The 19149-nt window shown below is 66.8% G+C and carries 14 protein-coding genes; 11 read left to right on the top strand and 3 right to left on the bottom strand.

Annotation, left to right across the window (positions count from 1 at the left end; all coding sequences use genetic code 11):
* Positions 1–54: 54 nt before the first annotated feature.
* The 4 genes from P5F91_RS19115 to P5F91_RS19100 all read left to right on the top strand — a co-directional run bounded on the left by P5F91_RS19115 (position 55) and on the right by P5F91_RS19100 (position 4055).
* Positions 55–1536, top strand: a complete 1482-nt coding sequence (locus tag P5F91_RS19115) for a catalase (RefSeq protein WP_277907949.1) — start codon at positions 55–57, stop codon at positions 1534–1536.
* A gap of 211 nt (positions 1537–1747) precedes the next feature.
* A complete protein-coding gene (locus P5F91_RS19110; RefSeq protein ID WP_277907948.1) occupies positions 1748–3127 on the top strand; it encodes a serine hydrolase domain-containing protein in 1380 nt (459 codons plus the stop codon).
* A 71-nt stretch (positions 3128–3198) separates the two neighbouring features.
* Positions 3199–3549, top strand: coding sequence for an MbcA/ParS/Xre antitoxin family protein (locus P5F91_RS19105; RefSeq protein ID WP_277907947.1), 351 nt, complete (start codon positions 3199–3201; stop codon positions 3547–3549).
* A gap of 8 nt (positions 3550–3557) precedes the next feature.
* Positions 3558–4055 (top strand): RES family NAD+ phosphorylase, encoded by a 498-nt coding sequence (locus P5F91_RS19100; protein WP_277907946.1) that lies wholly within the window; start codon positions 3558–3560, stop codon positions 4053–4055.
* 7 nt (positions 4056–4062) lie between these two features.
* On the opposite strand, the gene P5F91_RS19095 is transcribed toward P5F91_RS19100, so the two are convergent.
* Both P5F91_RS19095 and P5F91_RS19090 read right to left on the bottom strand, forming a co-directional pair.
* Positions 4063–4641, bottom strand: coding sequence for an NUDIX domain-containing protein (locus P5F91_RS19095; protein WP_145613120.1), 579 nt, complete (start codon positions 4639–4641; stop codon positions 4063–4065).
* Between the two features lie 122 nt (positions 4642–4763).
* Positions 4764–5348, bottom strand: coding sequence for a chorismate mutase (locus tag P5F91_RS19090; protein WP_277907945.1), 585 nt, complete (start codon positions 5346–5348; stop codon positions 4764–4766).
* Positions 5349–5751: 403 nt separating this feature from the next.
* Between P5F91_RS19090 and P5F91_RS19085 the strand changes: the two genes are divergently transcribed.
* From P5F91_RS19085 to P5F91_RS19075, 3 genes are all read left to right on the top strand, one after another.
* Positions 5752–6192, top strand: coding sequence for a baeRF12 domain-containing protein (locus P5F91_RS19085; protein ID WP_145613122.1), 441 nt, complete (start codon positions 5752–5754; stop codon positions 6190–6192).
* 79 nt (positions 6193–6271) lie between these two features.
* A complete protein-coding gene (locus tag P5F91_RS19080) occupies positions 6272–7192 on the top strand; it encodes an ROK family protein (protein ID WP_277907944.1) in 921 nt (306 codons plus the stop codon).
* Between the two features lie 60 nt (positions 7193–7252).
* Entirely contained in the window at positions 7253–8350 is a 1098-nt protein-coding gene (locus P5F91_RS19075) for a LacI family DNA-binding transcriptional regulator (RefSeq protein WP_277907943.1), read from the top strand.
* Here P5F91_RS19075 and P5F91_RS19070 read toward each other — a convergent pair.
* Positions 8319–9920: a sodium:solute symporter gene (locus tag P5F91_RS19070; RefSeq protein WP_277907942.1), complete on the bottom strand. Its 1602-nt coding sequence runs from the start codon at positions 9918–9920 to the stop codon at positions 8319–8321. The genes P5F91_RS19075 and P5F91_RS19070 overlap by 32 nt on opposite strands.
* Before the next feature lie 340 nt (positions 9921–10260).
* On the opposite strand from P5F91_RS19070, the gene P5F91_RS19065 reads away from it, so the two are divergent.
* The 4 genes from P5F91_RS19065 to P5F91_RS19050 all read left to right on the top strand — a co-directional run bounded on the left by P5F91_RS19065 (position 10261) and on the right by P5F91_RS19050 (position 19064).
* The gene (locus tag P5F91_RS19065) at positions 10261–12726 is read left to right on the top strand and encodes a TonB-dependent receptor (protein ID WP_277907941.1); all 2466 of its coding nucleotides are present in this window, start codon (positions 10261–10263) and stop codon (positions 12724–12726) included.
* Positions 12727–12840: 114 nt separating this feature from the next.
* On the top strand, positions 12841–14733 hold the full coding sequence (locus P5F91_RS19060) for an alpha-amylase family glycosyl hydrolase (protein WP_277907940.1): 1893 nt from the start codon (positions 12841–12843) through the stop codon (positions 14731–14733).
* Entirely contained in the window at positions 14730–15647 is a 918-nt protein-coding gene (locus P5F91_RS19055) for an ROK family protein (RefSeq protein ID WP_277907939.1), read from the top strand. The genes P5F91_RS19060 and P5F91_RS19055 overlap by 4 nt, the downstream gene beginning before the upstream one ends.
* Positions 15648–15983: 336 nt before the next feature.
* Positions 15984–19064, top strand: a complete 3081-nt coding sequence (locus P5F91_RS19050) for a TonB-dependent receptor domain-containing protein (protein ID WP_211107157.1) — start codon at positions 15984–15986, stop codon at positions 19062–19064.
* Positions 19065–19149 lie beyond the last annotated feature (85 nt).

The raw sequence follows: 19149 nt of genomic DNA, 5'->3' as shown, positions 1-19149 counted from the left end.
AGCACCGGGGTTCCCACCCGGGGCTTCCCCCACGCTTTCATGGAGCCCGCACCCATGTCCGACACATTCGAGTCCGGTGGCCCGTCCAAGCCCCACATGACGCATGCCACCGGCGCGCCGGTGGTGGACAACGTGAACATCCAGACCGCTGGACCGCGCGGTCCCGCCCTGCTGCAGGACATCTGGCTGATCGAAAAGCTGGCCCACTTCGACCGTGAGGTCATTCCCGAGCGGCGCATGCACGCGAAGGGGTCGGGCGCTCACGGCACCTTCACCGTCACGCAGGACGTCAGCCGCTATACCAAGGCCAAGATCTTCTCCGAGGTGGGCAAGCAGACGCCCCTGTTCGTCCGCTTCTCCACCGTAGCCGGCGAGCGCGGAGCAGCGGACGCGGAACGCGACATCCGCGGCTTCGCAGTGAAGTTCTATACCGAGGAAGGCAACTGGGACATCGTGGGCAACAACACGCCCGTGTTCTTCTTCCGCGACCCCCTGCGCTTCCCCGACCTGAACCACGCCGTGAAGCGGGACCCGCGCACCGGCATGCGCAGCGCCAACAACAACTGGGACTTCTGGACCCTGCTGCCCGAGGCGCTGCACCAGGTCACCATCGTCATGAGCGAGCGCGGCATTCCCCGCAGCTATCGCCACATGCACGGCTTCGGCAGCCACACCTTCAGCCTGATCAATGCCGCCAATGAGCGGCACTGGGTGAAGTTCCACTTCACCTGCCAGCAGGGCATCGAGAACCTGACGGACGGCGAGTCCGAGGCCGTCATCGGCAAGGACCGCGAAAGCCACCAACGCGACCTGTTCGGCGCCATCGAGGCCGGCGACTTCCCGCGCTGGACCCTGTCCATCCAGGTCATGACCGAGGCCCAGGCCAAGGCGCACAAGCACAATCCCTTCGACCTGACCAAGACCTGGCCCAAGGCGGACTTCCCCTTGATCGAAGTCGGGGTGATGGAGCTGAACCGCAACCCGGACAACGTCTTTGCCGAGGTAGAGCAGGCGGCCTTCTCCCCCGCCAACATCGTGCCCGGCATCGGCTTCTCCCCGGACAAGATGCTGCAGGCCCGGCTGTTCTCCTACGGCGACGCGCAGCGCTATCGCCTGGGGGTGAACTTCAACCACATCCCGGTGAACGCGCCCAAGTGCCCGTTCCACAGCTATCACCGCGACGGCGCCATGCGCACGGACGGCAACCGGGGCGGCACGCTGCACTATTACCCCAACAGTTATGGCGAGTGGCCGGACCACCCCGACTTCGCCGAGCCGCCCCTGCCGCTGGAAGGGACGGCCACCCATTGGGACCATCGCGTGGACGACGACCATTGGGAGCAGCCGGGCATCCTGTTCCGCAAGATGAGCCCGGCGCAACAGAAGCTGCTGTTCGAGAACACCGCCCGCTCCCTGAGCGGGGCGGAGGCGGCGATCCAGGAGCGCCACATCGCCAACTGCACCAAGGCCGACCCGGCCTATGGCGAGGGTGTAGCCCAAGCTCTGCTGGCCCTGGCGGTGGCCACCGCGCGCTGACCCGCGTGACACAGGCGCCGGCGGGTCCTCCCACCCCGCCGGTGCCGGCCGAGGGGCGGTCCTCCAAGGAGCGGGAGGGCCGCCCCTTTTTCTTGCGCTGTAGGCAATGGTCTTTGGAATGGCAGGCGCATGAGCGCGTTATTAAGCCCCGTTTCCTAAAGCGGGACGGAGTGACAGGATGGCCGTCCCTTCAGCCCACCCCAGGAAGCTCATGCGTACCTTGCTTGCCACCCTTTTCATGAGCGGCCTTCTCCTGTCCGGCGCCGCATCCGGCGCGGATCTTGCCCCCGACGTGACCGCCAAGATCGACGCGACAGTGACACAGGCGCTGGCGGATAGCGGCACGCCGGGCGCCTCCATCGCCGTGGTACGTGACGGGGCCATCGCCTACGTCCACGCTTATGGCCAGGCGCGGCGGGAGTCGGCGGGAGCGGCGACACCGGCGCAGCGCTTCGCCATCGGCTCCGTCTCCAAGCAGTTCACGGCCGCCGCGGTGATGCTGCTGGTGGAGGACGGCGTGCTGTCGCTGGACGACACGGTGGGCAAGTTCATCCCCAACCTGACCGATGGGGACCGCATCACCATCCGCCAGGTACTGAGCCATACGGCGGGCTACCGTGATTTCTGGCCGCAGGACTACGTCCCAGCCATGATGGAAAAGCCCATCACAGCCGACGGCATCTTCGACCGCTGGGCCCGAGTGCCGCTGGATTTCCAGCCGGGCGAGGCCTGGCAGTATTCCAACACCGGCTTCACCATCGCCGCGCGCATCGTGGAAAAGGCCTCTGGCCAGCCTTTCTTCACCTTCCTCACCAACCGAGTGCTGAAGCCCCTGGGCCTGGACGCCGCCGACATCGACAAGGGCCCTCTGGGACCCAAGGACGCCGCCGGCTACACCCGCTATGCCCTGGGCCAGCCGCGCCCCGCCCCGAAGGAGGCGCCGGGCTGGCTGGTGGGCGCCGCCCAATTGGCCCTGACGCCGCAGGATTTGGCCCGCTGGGACATCGCGCTGATGGGACAGAAATTGCTGAAGCCGGAAAGCTGGCGCGCCATGGAGACCAGCGTGCGCCTGAACAACGGCCAGGACGCGCGCTATGGCTTGGGCCTGACGGTCACCAGCGACGGCGCCGCCCGCCTGCTGCGCCACGGCGGCGAGGTCTCGGGTTTCCTGGCGGAAAACCGGGTGTGGCCGGACCTGGGCATGGCCATCGTCGTGCTGGTCAACAGCGACTATGGCGACCCGGCCGGCATCGCCCAGAAGATCAGCGCCCTGTTGCCGCTGGCGACCCAACCCAGCGCTGAGGAAACCGCAACCGCGCGCGCCTTCCTGGAGGGCCTGGCCCATGGCCACGCCGACGCCGCCCACCTGACCGCCAATGGCGCTGCCTATTTCAGCCCGGCGGCGCTGGCGGACTATGCCGCGACCTTAGGCCCGTTGGGCACGGTAACGGATCTGAAGCCCATGGCCCGGCGCCTGCGCGGCGGCTTCACCGAGGAGATCTACCAGGCCCGCTACGCCAGCCGCGGCGTGCGCATCGTCGCCCGGGCGGACGCGGGGCGGTATGAACAGTTCCTCGTCTACGTCGACTGATTACCAATCTTGATAGCCACGAAAAATGACGCCATATTGCGTCATATATAGTGGCTATGAGGATCGCGGCCATGCCCCTCACCCAATACGCGGACCACGGGCTGTTCGCACCGGCCAAGATCGCCGACAGCCTGCGCACCACCAGCGAGGAGATTGCCCGGTCAGCCGGCTTGGGCCGTGACGCCATCCAGCGCAAGGATCGCCTGCGGTCCGCCAAGACCCAACGGCGGCTGCGGGAAATGGTGGAGGTCATCAACAAGATCGAGCCACGTTTCGGCTCGGCCCTGATCGCCTATGCCTGGTACCGCTCCGAACCTCTGCCGGGCTTCGCCGGTCAAACGGCAATGCAGCTGGTGCGCGACGGCCGGGCCGATGACGTGCTGGACTATATCGACGCCGTCGACGCCGGCATCCACGCCTAGCCCCGCCCATGGGGTATCGGGGCCTGCTCTATCGTGCGCTGAATCCGGTGTATGCCCGGGAGCCGCTGTCCGGGCGGGGAGCCGAGCTTCATGGTGGCCGCTTCAACCCCAAGGGCACACCAGCGCTCTATTGCTCCCTCTCCATCATGACGGCGGTGCGGGAGGCCAACCAGGTAGGCACCCTGCAACCCACCACCCTTGTCTCCTATGACGCGGACATCGCCGCCGTCTTCGACACCCGCGATACCGTCGCGCTGGCCTCCGAAGGCATGGATGCCGACAGCCTGGCCGACCCGGCTTGGCGCGAGCGGATGCGCCAGACAGGGATGGCCCCCACCCAGGCCTTCGCCCGGCGCCTGATCGCGCAAGGCTTCCACGGCCTGCTGGTCCGCAGCTACGCCCGTGGCGCCAGAGAGATGGACCTGAACTTGGTGCTCTGGCGATGGGGTTCCGCAGCCCCGTGCCGGCTGACCCTCATCGACGACGAACAACGGCTTGCCCGCTGACGGATCATCAGCCCACCAGCCCGTTCAGCTTGGCGTACTGCAGCAGCATGATGGTCTTGGCATCCACGATGCGGCCGTCGCCCACCATGGCCAACGCCTCATCCAGGGTGGGCTCCAGCACCTCGATGTCCTCGCCCTCCGCCACCAGGCCACCGCCGGCGCCGACACGGTCGGCGGCGCTGTAGGGGGCCACGAAGAAGGTCAGGCGTTCGGTGACGGAGCCAGGGCTCATGAAGGACTCGAACACCTTGCGCGCCTCACCGATGCGGCAGCCGGCCTCTTCTTCCGCCTCACGGCGGATGGTTTCCTCCGGCGAGGTGTCGTCCAGCAGGCCGGCCACCGCCTCTATCATGGGGGTCGTGTAGCCGGCGACGTAAGCGGCATAGCGGAACTGGCGGATCAGCAGCACGGTGCCGCGCACCGGGTCATAGGGCAGGATGACGGCGCCGTGTCCCCGGTCATAAACCTCGCGCGTCATGGTCTGCCAGTCACCGTCGCGGCGGTGATAGTCGAAGGTGACGCTACGCAGTTCGGACCAGCCCTTGGACAGGAGACGGTCCTCACGAACGCGAATGCGGTCTTTCATGGGGATACGCTTTCGTATGGGTGCGGCAGGGCGCTGGCTTGATACGGCAACCATTCTGTCCCAAGACCGGTTCCGCCCGCATCCCCCCGGGCGCGAACCCCACCTGCGCCCCACGCGCAGGGCTAGCCGCCGCACACCCCGGCCATGGCGCGGTCCAGCGCGATGGCGTCCAGCGTGCCCGCCGGCAGCTGGCGACGATAGAGATAATCGTTCACCGCCGCCGCCACCTCCGCCCGGCACGTCTTCCGCGCGCGCAAGGGGGCCACGCCCGGCAGGGCGGCCATCAGCGCCTTCTGCGCCGTGTCCAGCTGCGGACGCACATCGCGCACCAGGTCGACGGGCGCATGGTCCGGCGCCGCCCCGCTTCGCGCCCAGTCCGCAATCAAGCCGTATTGCACCAGCTTGTTGGCCTCAATCTGCGCGCGGAAAACGCTGGCCACCCAGATGCGCTCCAGCCCCTGGCCTTCGCCCTGGGAGACGGCGCTCATGATCACCACCGCCTCGCGTCCGCCGTCCTCCACCGCGGCACCACTGTCCCACTTGGACAATGCCACCTGATGGGCCAATGCCAGGCGATCGGCCGAGGCTTCGACCACGGCCCGCAGGCTGTCAGCCGTGTCCGCCGGCGGCGCGGCCCTGCCCGGGGAAGCCATGCCGATGACGGCCATACCCAGGACGACACAAGCCAGGAGACACCAGCGAACCATCAGCGACCATCCGTTCCGGTGAAGCGACGATCCATGCGGACCGGGATTCCATCAAGGCGGCGGTCGTTGGACGCGACGGTCATGGTTCCCCTTTCAAGGCTTGGTCTGGCTTTCCCGCCTCAGACTGGCGTGCGAACGGGTGTGGAGACAAGCGGAATTCCCGGCCTTCGGGATGGCCGCAAAATTTTCCACCCATCGGGCCAGCTGTCGACTCCGCCCTGTGTCGCACGTCCCTTGGATCCCGTGCAGGCCGGTCCGGCGGGAGGAGGCGCAGGCATGAAGGGCTGGAACCTTTCCCACGGTCCTTCGTTCCCCGGCAGGCGTCGCCCGCAAGCTTGGGTCCCGAAGGCTAGGGTCCCAAAGTTTGGGTGACGAACGAGCATCGACTGGGAGGGATAAGATCATGGACGGTATTGTGATTGCCCGGCACAGCTGGATCGTGACATGCGACGGCGCCAAGATGCTGGTCCTGCGCAACGATGGCGACGCCCAAGCCCTGAACCTGACCGTCCAGCACACGGAAACGCGGCCGACCACCCCCACCCGCGAGTTGGGCACCGACCAGCCCGGGCGCTTCGGCATGGGCACCGTGCGCAGCGCCACGGAGGAAACCGACTGGCAGGAACAGGCGGAGGCGGAATTCCTGGCCCACGTGGCGCGGCATCTGGACACCATGGTGCAGGCCGGCACGGTCGGCCGCATGGTGCTGGCCGCCCCGCCGCGCGCCCTGGGTATCCTGCGCAAGCATCTGACCCCGGCGACCCGTGACGTCATCGTGGCGGAGGTCGCCAAGGACCTGACCAACCTGCCCGTGCCGGACATCCAGCAATTGCTGGCCGCCTGACCACGGGGCCGGCAACTGCCATCGTTGTCAGACGGCCCCGCCCTTGGCAGGATGCCTGCCTCAAAGGCGGGAGGCAGGCATGAAGCGCGTCGGAGCGGTGGAACTGGGCGGCACCAAGGCCGTCGTGGGCGCGGCCGTCATGGAAGGGACAGGGCGGCCTCAGTCCATCGAGACCGTCCGCATCCCCACCACCACGCCGGAGGAGACGCTGGCGCGCTGTGCCGAGACGCTGCGCGAGCTGAGCGGGCGCATAGGCGGCCTGGACGCCGTGGGCGTCGCCAGCTTTGGCCCCCTGCAATTGGACCCCAGCCGTCCGGAATACGGCAGCATTACCCGCACGCCCAAGCCGGGGTGGTCCGGCGCGCCGGTGCGCGATCACCTGGCCAACGCGCTTGGACACTTGAAGGAGGGGGGTGTCCCCGTCGCCATCGACACCGACGTCAACGGCGCCGCCCTGGGTGAGGGCCGCTGGGGTGCTGCCCAGGGCCTGGACAGCCATATCTACGTGACCGTGGGCACGGGCATCGGCGTGGGCGTAGTGGTGGGCGGGCGTCCTCAGCACGGCCTGGTGCATCCCGAGGGCGGCCACCTGCTGGTGCGGCGCGACCCGGCCCGCGACCCCTATGCTGGCCATTGCCCCTATCACGGCGATTGCCTGGAGGGCCTGGCCTGCGGCCCCGCCATCGAGGCGCGCGTGGGCCGGCCGGCCACGGACCTGGCCGACGACCACCCCGTCTGGGACCTGGTGGGCGACTATCTGGGGCAGATGGCGGCCAACCTGCTGTTCGCCCTGTCGCCCCAGCGCATCGTCATCGGCGGCGGCGTGGGTGGACGTCCCGGCCTGTTGGACAAGGTCCGCCATCATGCCGAACGCCACATCGGCGGCTACATCGACCACCCCGCCCTGGCTGATGGTTTGGCCAGCTTCATCGTGCCGCCGGGCCTGGGCGTGGAGGCGGGTCTGGCCGGCGCCTTGGCCCTGGGGTGGGACGCGCCATGACCGTCGGCAATCCAAACCCGCTGTTGTATGGTCCGCTGGTTGAACTGTCAGGAATAGGACATGGCTGATAAGCCGGCCGCAACGGCCGCGACGCAGGAAGGCCAGGCCAGGGCCAAGATGGGCGCGGTCAAGATGGACGACATCGCGCGTATGGCCGGTGTTTCCAAATCGACCGTATCACGCGCCCTGTCCGGCAGCCCGCTGGTGAACGAGGAGACGCGGGCCCGCATCCAGGCCCTGGTGGAGTCCCATTCCTACCGGGTCGACACGCGGGCGCAGGGTTTGCGCAAAGGCCACACGCACACCATCGCCGTGGTCATCCCCCTGCTGCATGAACACGACCAGCCCATTTCCGACCCGTTCTTCCTGGAATTGCTGGGCCATATCGCCGACGCCGTTGCCGACCACGGCTATGATCTTCTGCTGTCCAAGATCGGTCCCGGACGGACGGACGGCATGGCCGACCTGGTCGACACCGGGCGGGTGGACGGGCTGATCGCCATCGGTCAGAGCACCGCCCATCTGGGGCTGGAGCGGCTGGCCGCCCGCGGCATGCCATTGGTGGTCTGGGGCGCCCAGCTGCCCGAGCAACACTATGTGACCGTGGGATCCGATAACCGGGCGGGAGCGGAGCGCGCCGTGGCCCACCTGATCGCCCAGGGGCGGCAGCGCATCGTGTTTCTGGGCCAGCGGACGGTGCCGGAAATCCGCCTGCGCCATGAGGGGTATGTCGCGGCCCTGGCGGCGGCGGGCATCGAACCCGATCCGGCGCTGGACGTGCCCACGCGCTTCGCCAGCGCCTCAGCCCTGACGGCGATGCGCAGCCTGATCGCCGGCGGCGCATCTTTCGACGCGGTGTTCGCCTGTTCCGATGTCATCGCCATCAGCGCCATCCGCGCCCTGCAGGACCAGGGCTTGAAGGTGCCCGAAGACGTGGCCGTGGTCGGCTACGACGACATCCAGATGGCGGCCTTCTACAACCCCGCCCTGACCACCGTGCGCCAGGATACCGCCACCGGCGGCCGCCTACTGGTGGACCTGCTGTTCGCGCAGATCGCCGGCCGCGCCGCCCGCTCGGTCATGCTGCCGACCGAGCTGGTCGTGCGGGCCAGCAGCGGCGGCGCCCTCAGCGGAACCACCACACCAGGATCGCGGTGAGGCCTACCAGGCCCAGCGACAGCACGCGGTAGTTCATCCACAACGGCTGCCCCGCCAGGGTGGCCGTTTCCGCCCGGAAGACGGCCGGCGTCCATACCAGCGCCGGGCCCTCTTTCGATTCGCCGCTGCCAGCCCTGCCGTCGCCCGTGGCCAGGCTGACCACCACCAGGATCAGGGCGGAGGCCAGCACCAGCAGGGGCGCCATCAGCAGGAAGTGCGGGCCGCCGTGGCCCAGCACCACGCAGTAGACGAACAGGCCCAAGCCCAGGGCCAACCCACCGGCGAAGGCGGCGAAAGCCCCCGTGGCGTTCGCCCGCGCCCAGAACAGCCCCACCAGGAAGAGGGCCACGACCGGGGGCACGGCGTAGGCCAGGATGGCCTGGAGGTACTGCCACAACGAACCGAAGCGGGCAATCTGCGGCGCCCACAGCACGGCCAGGGCCATGAAGGCCAAGGTCGCCAAGCGCCCGGTGGTCACCAGCCGCTTCTCCCCCAGGTGTGGCCAGCGCAGGCGCACGAAATCCATGGTCACCAGGGTGGAGGCGGAATTGAAGGTGGAGGCGGTGGCCGACATGATGGCCGCCAGGAAGCCCGCCACCACCAGCCCGACGACGCCCGCCGGCAGCAGCTTGAACACCAGCGAGGGGTAGACCAGGTCGCCGCGCGGCAGGCCCGGGAACAGCAGCAGGGCGGCGGTGCCGGGCAGCACCATCAGGAACAGCACCGGCAGCTTCAGCAGCCCGGCGAACAGGCAGCCCCAGCGGCCATGGTCGATGCTCTTCGCCGACAGCACGCGCTGCACCATAAACTGGTTGGTGCACCAGAAATAGAAGCCGATGAGCGGCACGCCGGTGACCAGGCCCGTCCAAGGCAGCACCGGGTCGCCGGCCGGGCGGATGAGGCTCAACATCTCCGGCTTGGTGGCGGCCATCACCGCGTCCCAGCCGCCCGCCTGGCTGAAGGCCATGACGGCGATGACGGCGGCAGCGGTCAGCAGCAGCACGGCCTGGATGGTTTCCGTCACCATGACCGCCGCCAGGCCGCCGGCCGTGGTGTAGATGCCGGCGCCCAGGGCCAGCAGCAGCACGATGACGCCCATGGGCACGGCCGGGAAGGCCAGCTGGAACATCAACGCCCCGCCGTACAGCGTGCCGGCCGTGTCCACCGCGATGTTCAGGAACAGGGTGAGCCCTGAGAACAGCAGGCGCGAGCGCCGGTCATAGCGCCGTTCCAGGAATTCCGGCGTGGTGTAGACGCCGGTCTTCAGCAGGAAGGGCAAGAGGAAGATGCAGAAGAACACCAGGACGATGCCGGCCATCCATTCATAATCGAAGACGGCGATGCCGTGGTCGTAGGCGGCGCCCGCCAGGCCGATCAGCGTGGTGCTGGAGATGTTTGAGGCCAGAAGGGCCAGGCCGATGACGGGCCAGGTTTTGGACTTGTGGGCCAGGAAATAGTCCGACGCCGTACGCTGACGCCGGCTGACCGCCAGGCCGATGGCGATGATGGCCACGACATACACCAGGATGATCGCCACATCCCAGGACCCCAGCGGGCTGCCGCCGTTCATCCCGTCCTCCCTCGTATTTTGCTTGTCTTTCGCTCCCGGGCCAAACCCGGACTGGTCGCACCTTGACGCCGCTGCGATCAAATTGCAATCGGTTGTATAGGGTTGGGCCGCCCTTGGAGGCGCCGTCGGTCGATTTTCATAAGGAAACTGCCTGATATTGTTGGATTTTGGCCCTTCCATTTTCTTGACCGGCCCATCTATCTTTTGGAAGTCGTGTAGATCTGGCCTATAAACGGTATTGCAATCGGTTGTAACGTGTGTTTGGGTAACGGCGTCCGAGGCGGCCGGGGAGGCCGCCCCAAAACGACAATCAAAAAAAGAACGAACGAGGGAGATCACCATGAAGCGCCATTTGGCCCGCGCCCTGCTGTTGGGCGCCGCCGTCACCGCCACACCCGCCCTGGCGGCCGAGGATCCCGCCAAAGGCCCGGCCCAGCAGGGGTTGGACCTGGATGAGATCGTCATCACCGCCACCGCCCTGCCGCAGAGCAAATTCAACACCAGCGTCTCGGTCAGCACGCTGAACCCGGACCAGATCGCCCAATCCGCGCCCAGCAGCGCCGCCGACATCCTGCGCAACATCCCCGGTTTCCGGGCCGAGGCGTCGGGCGGCGAAGGCAACGCCAACATCGCGGTCCGCGGTCTGCCGGTCGCCTCCGGTGGCGCGAAGTTCCTGCAGCTGCAGGAGGATGGCCTGCCGGTCATGCAGTTCGGCGACATCGCCTTCGGCACCGCCGACACCTATCTGCGCGCCGACTACAACATCGCGCGGGTGGAGGCCATACGCGGCGGCTCCGCGTCCACCTTCGCCAGCAACGCGCCCGGCGGCGTCATCAACTTCGTCAGCGACACCGGCGAGAAAGAGGGCGGCGCCATCGGCCTGACTCGTGGCCTGGACTATAACGAGACGCGGGCGGACTTCGCCTATGGCGGCCCCATCGCCCCCGGCTGGCGCTTCCATGTTGGCGGTTATTACCACACCGGGGAGGGCCCACGTTCCGTCGGCTATGACGACGCCATGAACGGCGGCCAGGTGAAGGCCAACGTCACCCACGACATGGAGAAGGGCTTCATCCGCCTGGACTTCAAGTACCTGAATGACCGCTCGCCCGTCTACCTGCCGGTGCCGCTGGCCATTTCCGGCAGCGGCAGCAACCCGCACATCTCCTCTCTGGCCGGGTTTGACGCGCTGAGCGGCGCCTTCCAATCACCCTACTTCCGCAAGGACCTGGCGATAGACGCCAACGGCAACCGCCTGACTACTAACATCGGCGACGGTTATCACCCCGTCAGCACGGCGTTCGGCGGCGAGGCCTCATTCGAGGTGGCGCCCGGCTGGACGCTGGACGACAAGTTCCGCGTGGCCGACAACACCGGCGACTTCGTCGGCCCCTACCCGCAGGAGGTGGACCGCGCCTCCGTCCTGGCGACGGAAATCGGCGGCACCGGCGCCACCCTGCAATACGCCAGTGGTCCCAACGCCGGCCAGACGGTCGGCGCCGCCAGCGTGGGCGGCAACGGGCTGGCGTCCCGCATCGCCCTGTTCAACGTCAAGCTCAACGACCTGGGCACCTACACCAACGACCTGAAGGTCACCAAGACGCTGGACACCCTGCCGCTGGGCAAGGGCGCCGTCTCCTTCGGCTATTACAAGGCCCGCCAGAACATCGACATGGACTGGCACTGGAACACTTATCTGGAAACCGTCAACGGTAAGGACGGCGTGCTGCTGAACGTGCTGAACGCCAGCGGCAAGGCCGTCACCTCCAACGGCCTGGTCGCCTATGGCGAGCCCTACTGGGGCAATTGCTGCGTGCGCAGCTATGACATGCACTATGACATCGACGCGCCGTACGCCGCCCTGAACTGGGCCTGGGACAAGCTGACGGTGGACGCCAGCCTGCGCTATGACTACGGCCATGCCTCAGGCAGCTATGCCGGGCCCACCGGCACCACGTCCCTGGACGTGAACCAGGATGGTGTGCTGCAGGTGCCGGAGCTGACGGTGCCGGTGGTCAACCAGTTGGCGGCCAGCCCGGTCAACTACGACTGGCATTACATCTCCTATTCTATTGGCGCCAACTACGCCATCGACCGCGATCTGGCGCTGTTCGTGCGCTATAGCGAAGGTGGACGCGCCAACGCCGACCGCCTGGCCTTCGGCTCCATCAACCCCGACGGTTCCACCGCCTACCAGAACGCGGTGAACAAGGTGAAACAGGCTGAGGGCGGTGTGAAGTGGCGGTCGGACATCGGCCTCAGCGTCTTCCTCACCGGCTTCTACGCCAACACCGAGGAAGCCAACCAGGACGTGACCTCGCTGACCCAGCGCTTCATCTCCCGCGTCTATGACGCGGAAGGGGCGGAGTTGGAGGCCAGCTACCGTTACGGCGCCTTCCAGCTGGACGCGGGCGTCACCTACACCCATTCCCGCATCACCAAGGATGAGATCACCCCCAGCGACGTGGGCAATGTGCCCCAGCGCCAGGCCGATTTCGTCTATCAGATCACCCCGTCCTACGTGGGCAACGATTACAGCGTGGGCGTGAACATCATCGGCACCACCGACAGCTACGCCGACACCACCAACAAGCTGGTGATGCCCGGTTATGCCCAGGTCAACCTGTTCGCCACCTATAACCTGACCAAGGACATCGTCTGGTCGTTCTCCGCCAACAATCTGTTCAACACCCTGGGCCTGACCGAGGTGGATGGAACCACCGATGCCGTGCCCAGCAACGGCATCCTGCTGGCGCGGTCCATCAACGGTCGCACCTTCAAGACCGGTGTCAAATACAGCTTCTGACCCTGGCACCGGCTGGCGGGCCCCATCTTTCCCTCCCCAGGTGGGACGCCCATTGCGGGCACCCTCCCGCCAGCCGGTTCTTTTTGACATCGAGCCTTCTGGGATTTTCACGGCATGACCTCTTCCGTCCTCAGCCGGGCCGCGGCCCTGGATGACCGCCTGGACCGGCACTGGCCCGTGGCCGACACCCTGCTGCGGCGCCTGTATGGGGGCACCCCCGGACCGGACCACTGGCCGAACCGCTGGCTGGACCGCTGGCTGGACCACTGGCTGGGCCAGGTGCGTGAGGCCGTCACCCGGGCGGCGAGGAACCGGCCGCAGGCCCTGGCCGACCTGGACACGCGGCGTCAGGCGGAGCCGGACTGGTTCCAGCGACCGGACCAGCTGGGCTATTGCTTCTATGTCGACCGCTTCGCCGGCACGCTCGCCGGGGTGCGGCGGCGGCTGGATTATCTGGCGGAACTGGGTGTGACCTACCTGCACCCCCTGCCGCTGCTGGCCATGCAGTCCGGCGACAATGACGGCGGCTTCGCCGTGGCCGACTATCGTTCGGTGGAACCCCGCCTGGGCACGGCGGAGGATTTGAGGGCGCTGGCGGAGGATGCCCACCAGGCCGGCATGGCCCTGTGCCTGGACGTGGTGTGCAACCATACCGCCCGCGACCATGCCTGGGCCCAAGCAGCACTGGTGGGCGACCCGACCTATCGCGCCTATTACCACGTGCTGGACAGCGCGGACGAGGTCGCCGCCTATGAGGCCACGCTGGGCCAGGTCTTCCCCAAGACGGCGCCGGGCAATTTCACCCCCGAGCCGTCGCTGGCCCGCGATGGCGGCGGCGCCTGGGTGTGGACCACCTTCTACCCCTATCAATGGGACCTGAATTACGCCAACCCGGCCGTGTTCCTGGAAATGCTGGAGGTGCTGCTGCACCTGGCCAACCAGGGCGTCGATGTCTTCCGCCTGGACAGCACGCCCTTCCTGTGGAAGGCGCCGGGCACGTCCTGCCGGGGGTTGCCCCAAACCCATTGGATCGTGCAGGCCTGGCGGGCGCTGCTGGCCATCGCGGCGCCCGGCGTGCTGCTGAAGGGCGAGGCCATCGTCGACCCGGACGACGTGGTGTCCTTCTTCGGCCGGGATGAGGCCACTGGGCAGCCGGCCGCCAACGAATGCCACCTGGCCTACAACAACGGCATGATGACGGCCCTGTGGCTGGCCCAGGCGACCGGCGACGCGACCCCCGCCCATGCCCTGCTGGACCGGCTGGCTGGGCGTCCGCGGCAGGCGGCCTGGATCACCTATGTCCGCTGCCATGACGACATCATCTGGGACGCGCTGGCCGCCCTGATCCCGCAAGAGACGCTGCATCGGGTTTCCGCCTTCTACGCCGGCGCCACGGCCGGCAGCTACGCCCTGGGCGCCGCCTTCCAGGCGGATGGCGGCGGCGCACCCAGCACCAACGGCATGGCGGCCTCACTGGTGGGCCTGCGGCCGGAAGGGCACCCCGGCGAAGCGGACACGGATGCCGCCCTGGCGCGCCTGCTGCAGCTGTACCAGGTCACCCTGGCGCTGGATGGCCTGCCGGTGCTGTACATGGGGGATGAGGTCGCGCTGACCAACGCCCCGGTGGCTAGCGTCCCCGCCGGGGAAGGCCGCTGGCTGCACCGGCCGCACATGGACTGGGACCGGGCCGCCCAGCGTGGCGGCGGCACCGCCGCAGGCATGTTCCGCGCGGCCCTGCGCCGGCTGATCCAGGTACGCGCCGGCTTGCCCGCCTTGCATGGCGCGGAACCGGCCCGCCCCCTGGCCGGCTTGCCCGGCGGGGTGCTGGGTTTCCAGCGCACCGGGTCCCGCCCGCTGCTATGCCTGGCCAACCTGATGGGCGAGACGGTCACGGTATCGCTGCCCACCGGGTTCGCCGGGCGGGACGTGGTAGCGGAAGAGGACGTCGACCCGGCGGCCCTGCCCCTTGGCCCCTGGCAGACACGCTGGATCGAGGTCCGGTCATGAGGCGCGTCGGGGCGGTGGAACTGGGCGGCACCAAGGCCGTCGTGGGCGCGGCCGTCATGGAAGGGACAGGGCGGCCTCAGTCCATCGAGACCGTCCGCATCCCCACCACCACGCCGGAGGAGACGCTGGCGCGCTGTGCCGAGACATTGCGCGAGCTGGGCGGGCGCATGGGCGGCCTGGACGCCGTGGGTGTCGCCAGCTTCGGGCCCCTGCAACTGGATCCCCGCCGCCCGGACTACGGCAGCATTACCCGCACGCCTAAGCCGGGGTGGTCCGGCGCGCCGGTACGTGATCGTTTTGCCAATGCCCTGGGTGTCCCCGTCGCCATCGACACCGACGTCAACGGCGCCGCCCTGGGCGAAGGCCGCTGGGGCGCGGCGCAGGGCCTGGACAGCCATGTCTACGTCACCGTGGGTACGGGCATCGGCGTGGGCGTAGTGGTGGGCGGGCGTCCTCAGCACGGCCTGGTGCATCCCGAGGGCGGCCACCTGCTGGTGCGGCGCGACCCGGCCCGCGACCCCTATGCTGGCCATTGCCCCTATCACGGCGATTGCCTGGAGGGCCTGGCCTGCGGCCCCGCCATCGAGGCGCGCGTGGGCCGGCCGGCCACGGACCTGGCCGACGACCACCCCGTCTGGGACCTGGTGGGCGACTATCTGGGGCAGATGGCGGCCAACCTGCTCTTCGCCCTGTCGCCCCAACGCATCGTCATCGGCGGCGGCGTGGGTGGACGTCCCGGCCTGTTGGACCGCGTCCGCCACCATGCCGAACGCCACATCGGCGGCTACATCGACCACCCGGCCATGGCCGAGGGCTTGGCCGGCTTCATCGTGGCGCCGGGCCTGGGTGGAGAAGCGGGCCTGGCCGGCGCCTTGGCCCTCGGGTGGACGCGCCTTGAAACCGTTTCCGCCTGAGTCGCTCCCCTATCACCACTCACCAATCGGCTGTCGGAATAAGCAAGCTACCATCGTAATCACGCACCTCGAATGGTCATGCCAATAGGTGGAGCCATCCTACCCTGAACGGGATGGATGCGACCATTGCACCGCACCAAAAAGTTATAAAATTTCACCGATTGTGTTGCATTCTTGCGACGTTCGTTTTGGACATCAACAAGAGAGCAACAAAACAGGATTGACCCTGACCGTTTGGTCAACCTCCCATTGATGTCATAACAGGCATCAAGAACAACGGGGGCAACTATGGGTCGGTCTACCCAATCGTCGCACTTCTGCCAAAAAATCAACCACTTGCGCCTATCCCTGATGGTTGGCGCCGCCATCGGCACCATGGGAACGGCCGCCAGCGCCTGGGCTCAGCAGGCTGGGGACGCAACTCCTGCGCCGGCGCAGGTGGCGCAAGCCGCTCAGCAGCCGGCCGACACCGCCGCCACCGGCACGCAGCAGACGACCTCCCTCAACGAAATCGTCATCACCGGCTCACGCATCAAGCGCGCCAACTTCGACACCATGCAGCCGGCCGAGGTCATGGGCGCGGATGAGATCGCGAAGCGTGGCTTTACCAACCTGGGCCAAGCGCTGCAAGAGCTGCCGGCGTTCGGTGTCCCGGGCAATAGTCCCGTGGGCAGCCAGGGTTCCTTTGGCGCCGGCCAGACCTTCGCCGACCTGTACAATTTGGGCTCCCAGCGCACCTTGACGCTGGTGAACGGCCGCCGTTTCGTGTCGTCCGCCAGTTCGTCCATTTTCGGCGCCGTCGCTGGCAGCCCGGTCGATCTGTCGGCCATCCCCACGGCCCTGGTTGACCGCACTGAAGTGGTGGCGGTGGGCGGCGCGCCCATCTACGGCTCCGACGCCATCGCCGGCACCGTCAACATCATCCTGAAGAAGGATTACCAGGGCGCCGATGTCAGCGTGTCCAGCGGCCTGTCGGAATATGGCGACGCTGCCGACTACAACGCCTCGGCGGTGCTGGGCCGGAACTTCAACAACGGCCGCGGCAACATCACTGTCGCCGTCCAGTACGATAAGCAGAATGGCCTGACGGACGAAGACCGCAAGGGCACCATTGGCGGCGCCAGTAAATTCTTCGGCAGCGCTACCAAAGGCCAGACCTTCACACAGCAGCTCTATTCCGGCGGCCGGCATTACAATATCTTTACCAACACTGGCATGCCCATGGTGGACGATGGCATACCCATTTCCCGGGGCCAAGCCGCGTCTGCCATCACCAATAGCGCCGGCCAGGCCCTGTACTTCGGCCCCGACGGCCAGTTGACGCCGTTCATCAATGGCCAACTGACAGGCAACGCCATCTATCAAGCCGGCGGCAGCGGCTTTCCCATTGCCGATTACGGTAACTTGCAGGTGGAAAGCAACAGGACCCAGGTCACGTTGCTCAGCCATTACGACCTGACTGATCATGTGCGTTTCAATACAGAGCTGTGGTACGGCCACCTCCGTGCCGCCAACTTGCGCGACCAGCCCTATTACAATACCGCGCAATTCGGCAATGCAGGCGACCCCAACGGCAATCTCATCCTGAGCACGGACAACCCCTATCTAAGCGCCGCCGACCGCCAAACCATCATCAACAATCTGGTGGCCGCAGACGCCGACCCCAGCACCTTCTATATGGCCCGCGCCAACACGGATCTCGCCACCGGCGCCTTTCGCACCACCACCAACGTCTATCGCGTCGTAGCGGGGCTGGAGGGCGACTTCTCGGCGCTTAACCGCACCTTCAACTGGGACGTGACAGGTACCTACGGCAAGTCGGAAACCTCGAACGAGGACCGGCAGGTGGTGACCCAGAACCTCTTCAACGCCATCAACGCAGTGCGGGATAGCAGCGGCAACATCGTCTGCGCCCCCGGCTACACCAACGCCGCCATCGCCACGCTGAGCGGCACCTGCGCGCCGTTGAACATCTTCGGTATCAACCACGCCAGCAAGGCGGCAACGGACTACATCACCGCTATCGCCGACCCCAGCCAAGACAATGCCCAGTACGACGTGCTGGCCAACATCAGCGGCAGCATCGTCACTTTGCCCGCCGGCGACGCAAAGTTTTCGCTGGGCTATGAATACAGGCGCGAGACGACGGCCTTCGACCCCGGTGCGTTCTATTACGGACAGCCCAACGGCGACGGCACCCGCACCCAATTCGGCAACAGCATTCCCATCGACCCGGTGGCAGGCGAGTACCACACCAACGAAGGTTTCGGTGAGGTGAACATCCCGGTGGTGGCGCCCAACATGGCAGTGCCGCTGGTTTACAGCTTGGAACTGCAGGGGGCGGCACGCTTCGTCGACAACAGCCAGACCGGCACCTTCTGGTCCTACAGCGGTGGCGGCACCTACCAGCCCATTCGCGATATCACCTTGCGCGGCAACTACACCCGCTCCTTCCGCGCCCCGGCAGTGACCGAGGCCTATAGCCCCACTGGCCAGATTTACACTACCGCCGACGACCCCTGCGACCAACGCTACATTACCGGCGGCCCCAACCCGGCCAACCGCGCCGCAAACTGCGCCGCCGCCGGCATCACCCAGCCCTTCACGTCCGACATCGTCGACTTCACCAGCCCAGGCACCAGTTCCGGCAACCCACACCTGCAGAACGAAATCGCCGACAGCTGGACGGTGGGCACGGTGCTGCGCCCCCGTTACACCCCCGGGCTGACGCTATCCGCCGATTACATCAGCATCGACATCACCAATGAAATCGCACAACTGAGCGCCACCGACTTGCTGGACGCCTGCTATGACGGCGCCCCCGGCAATTCGTTCTGCGGCACCTTCGTGCGCGATGGAAGTGGGCAGGTAACCTCGGTAGCCGAGGGCTACTACAACGCCGCCATCGAAAGCTTCAAGGCCCTGCAGGCCGAACTGGACTATGCGTTCAACCTAGAGGACGTGGGCCTGCCAGCCAGCTATGGTGCCATCGACTTCAGCGTCAATTACCTGCACACCTTCAGCCATTATTATAAGGTGGGTACTGGTGATAAGCAGTACACGGTAGGTGCGGTGGAAGAGCCCCGCAACAACTTTACCGCCAACATCAACTACAAGAATGGCGGGTTCGATTTCCTTTGGCAGACCCAATACTATAGTGAAACCCGCCTCAACGTGAACACGCCGCTATCCAACTACCAGTACCCGGTCATGGATCCGTACGTGATGTACAATGCCTCGGCCGGCTACGAGTTCGAGGGCGGCTATCGCATACGCTTCCTGGTGGATAACGTGCTGAACTCCCACGTTCCCTTCCCACAGGCGGGCTATACGGGGGCGAGCGGCACGGCCCTTCCCCGCTACTACAGCGCCGTCCTGGGACGGTACTATCGGCTGACGGCCGGCTACAAGTTCTGATCCGCCGGCAGTTCGGAGTCGTGAAAAGGCCCGTCCCCAGTGTCCCGGGGGCGGGCCTTTTCTTTTATAGAATCGGATCGACGCA

Source organism: Nitrospirillum amazonense, from assembly GCF_029594735.1.
Classification (GTDB): domain Bacteria; phylum Pseudomonadota; class Alphaproteobacteria; order Azospirillales; family Azospirillaceae; genus Nitrospirillum; species Nitrospirillum amazonense.
Note: the sequence above shows the minus strand (reverse complement) of the source record. Positions and strands in the feature narration are given on the sequence as shown.

Excerpts from the sequence above, each read along its gene's own strand:
- P5F91_RS19065 (WP_277907941.1), top strand. The coding sequence starts at position 10,261 with ATGAAGCGCCATTTGGCCCGCGCCCTGCTGTTGGGCGCCGCCGTCACC.
- P5F91_RS19080 (WP_277907944.1), top strand. The coding sequence starts at position 6,272 with ATGAAGCGCGTCGGAGCGGTGGAACTGGGCGGCACCAAGGCCGTCGTG.
- P5F91_RS19060 (WP_277907940.1), top strand. The coding sequence starts at position 12,841 with ATGACCTCTTCCGTCCTCAGCCGGGCCGCGGCCCTGGATGACCGCCTG.
- P5F91_RS19105 (WP_277907947.1), top strand. The coding sequence starts at position 3,199 with ATGCCCCTCACCCAATACGCGGACCACGGGCTGTTCGCACCGGCCAAG.
- P5F91_RS19070 (WP_277907942.1), bottom strand. The coding sequence starts at position 9,920 with ATGAACGGCGGCAGCCCGCTGGGGTCCTGGGATGTGGCGATCATCCTG.
- P5F91_RS19095 (WP_145613120.1), bottom strand. The coding sequence starts at position 4,641 with ATGAAAGACCGCATTCGCGTTCGTGAGGACCGTCTCCTGTCCAAGGGC.
- P5F91_RS19085 (WP_145613122.1), top strand. The coding sequence starts at position 5,752 with ATGGACGGTATTGTGATTGCCCGGCACAGCTGGATCGTGACATGCGAC.
- P5F91_RS19110 (WP_277907948.1), top strand. The coding sequence starts at position 1,748 with ATGCGTACCTTGCTTGCCACCCTTTTCATGAGCGGCCTTCTCCTGTCC.
- P5F91_RS19115 (WP_277907949.1), top strand. The coding sequence starts at position 55 with ATGTCCGACACATTCGAGTCCGGTGGCCCGTCCAAGCCCCACATGACG.
- P5F91_RS19055 (WP_277907939.1), top strand. The coding sequence starts at position 14,730 with ATGAGGCGCGTCGGGGCGGTGGAACTGGGCGGCACCAAGGCCGTCGTG.
- P5F91_RS19100 (WP_277907946.1), top strand. The coding sequence starts at position 3,558 with ATGGGGTATCGGGGCCTGCTCTATCGTGCGCTGAATCCGGTGTATGCC.
- P5F91_RS19090 (WP_277907945.1), bottom strand. The coding sequence starts at position 5,348 with ATGGTTCGCTGGTGTCTCCTGGCTTGTGTCGTCCTGGGTATGGCCGTC.
- P5F91_RS19075 (WP_277907943.1), top strand. The coding sequence starts at position 7,253 with ATGGCTGATAAGCCGGCCGCAACGGCCGCGACGCAGGAAGGCCAGGCC.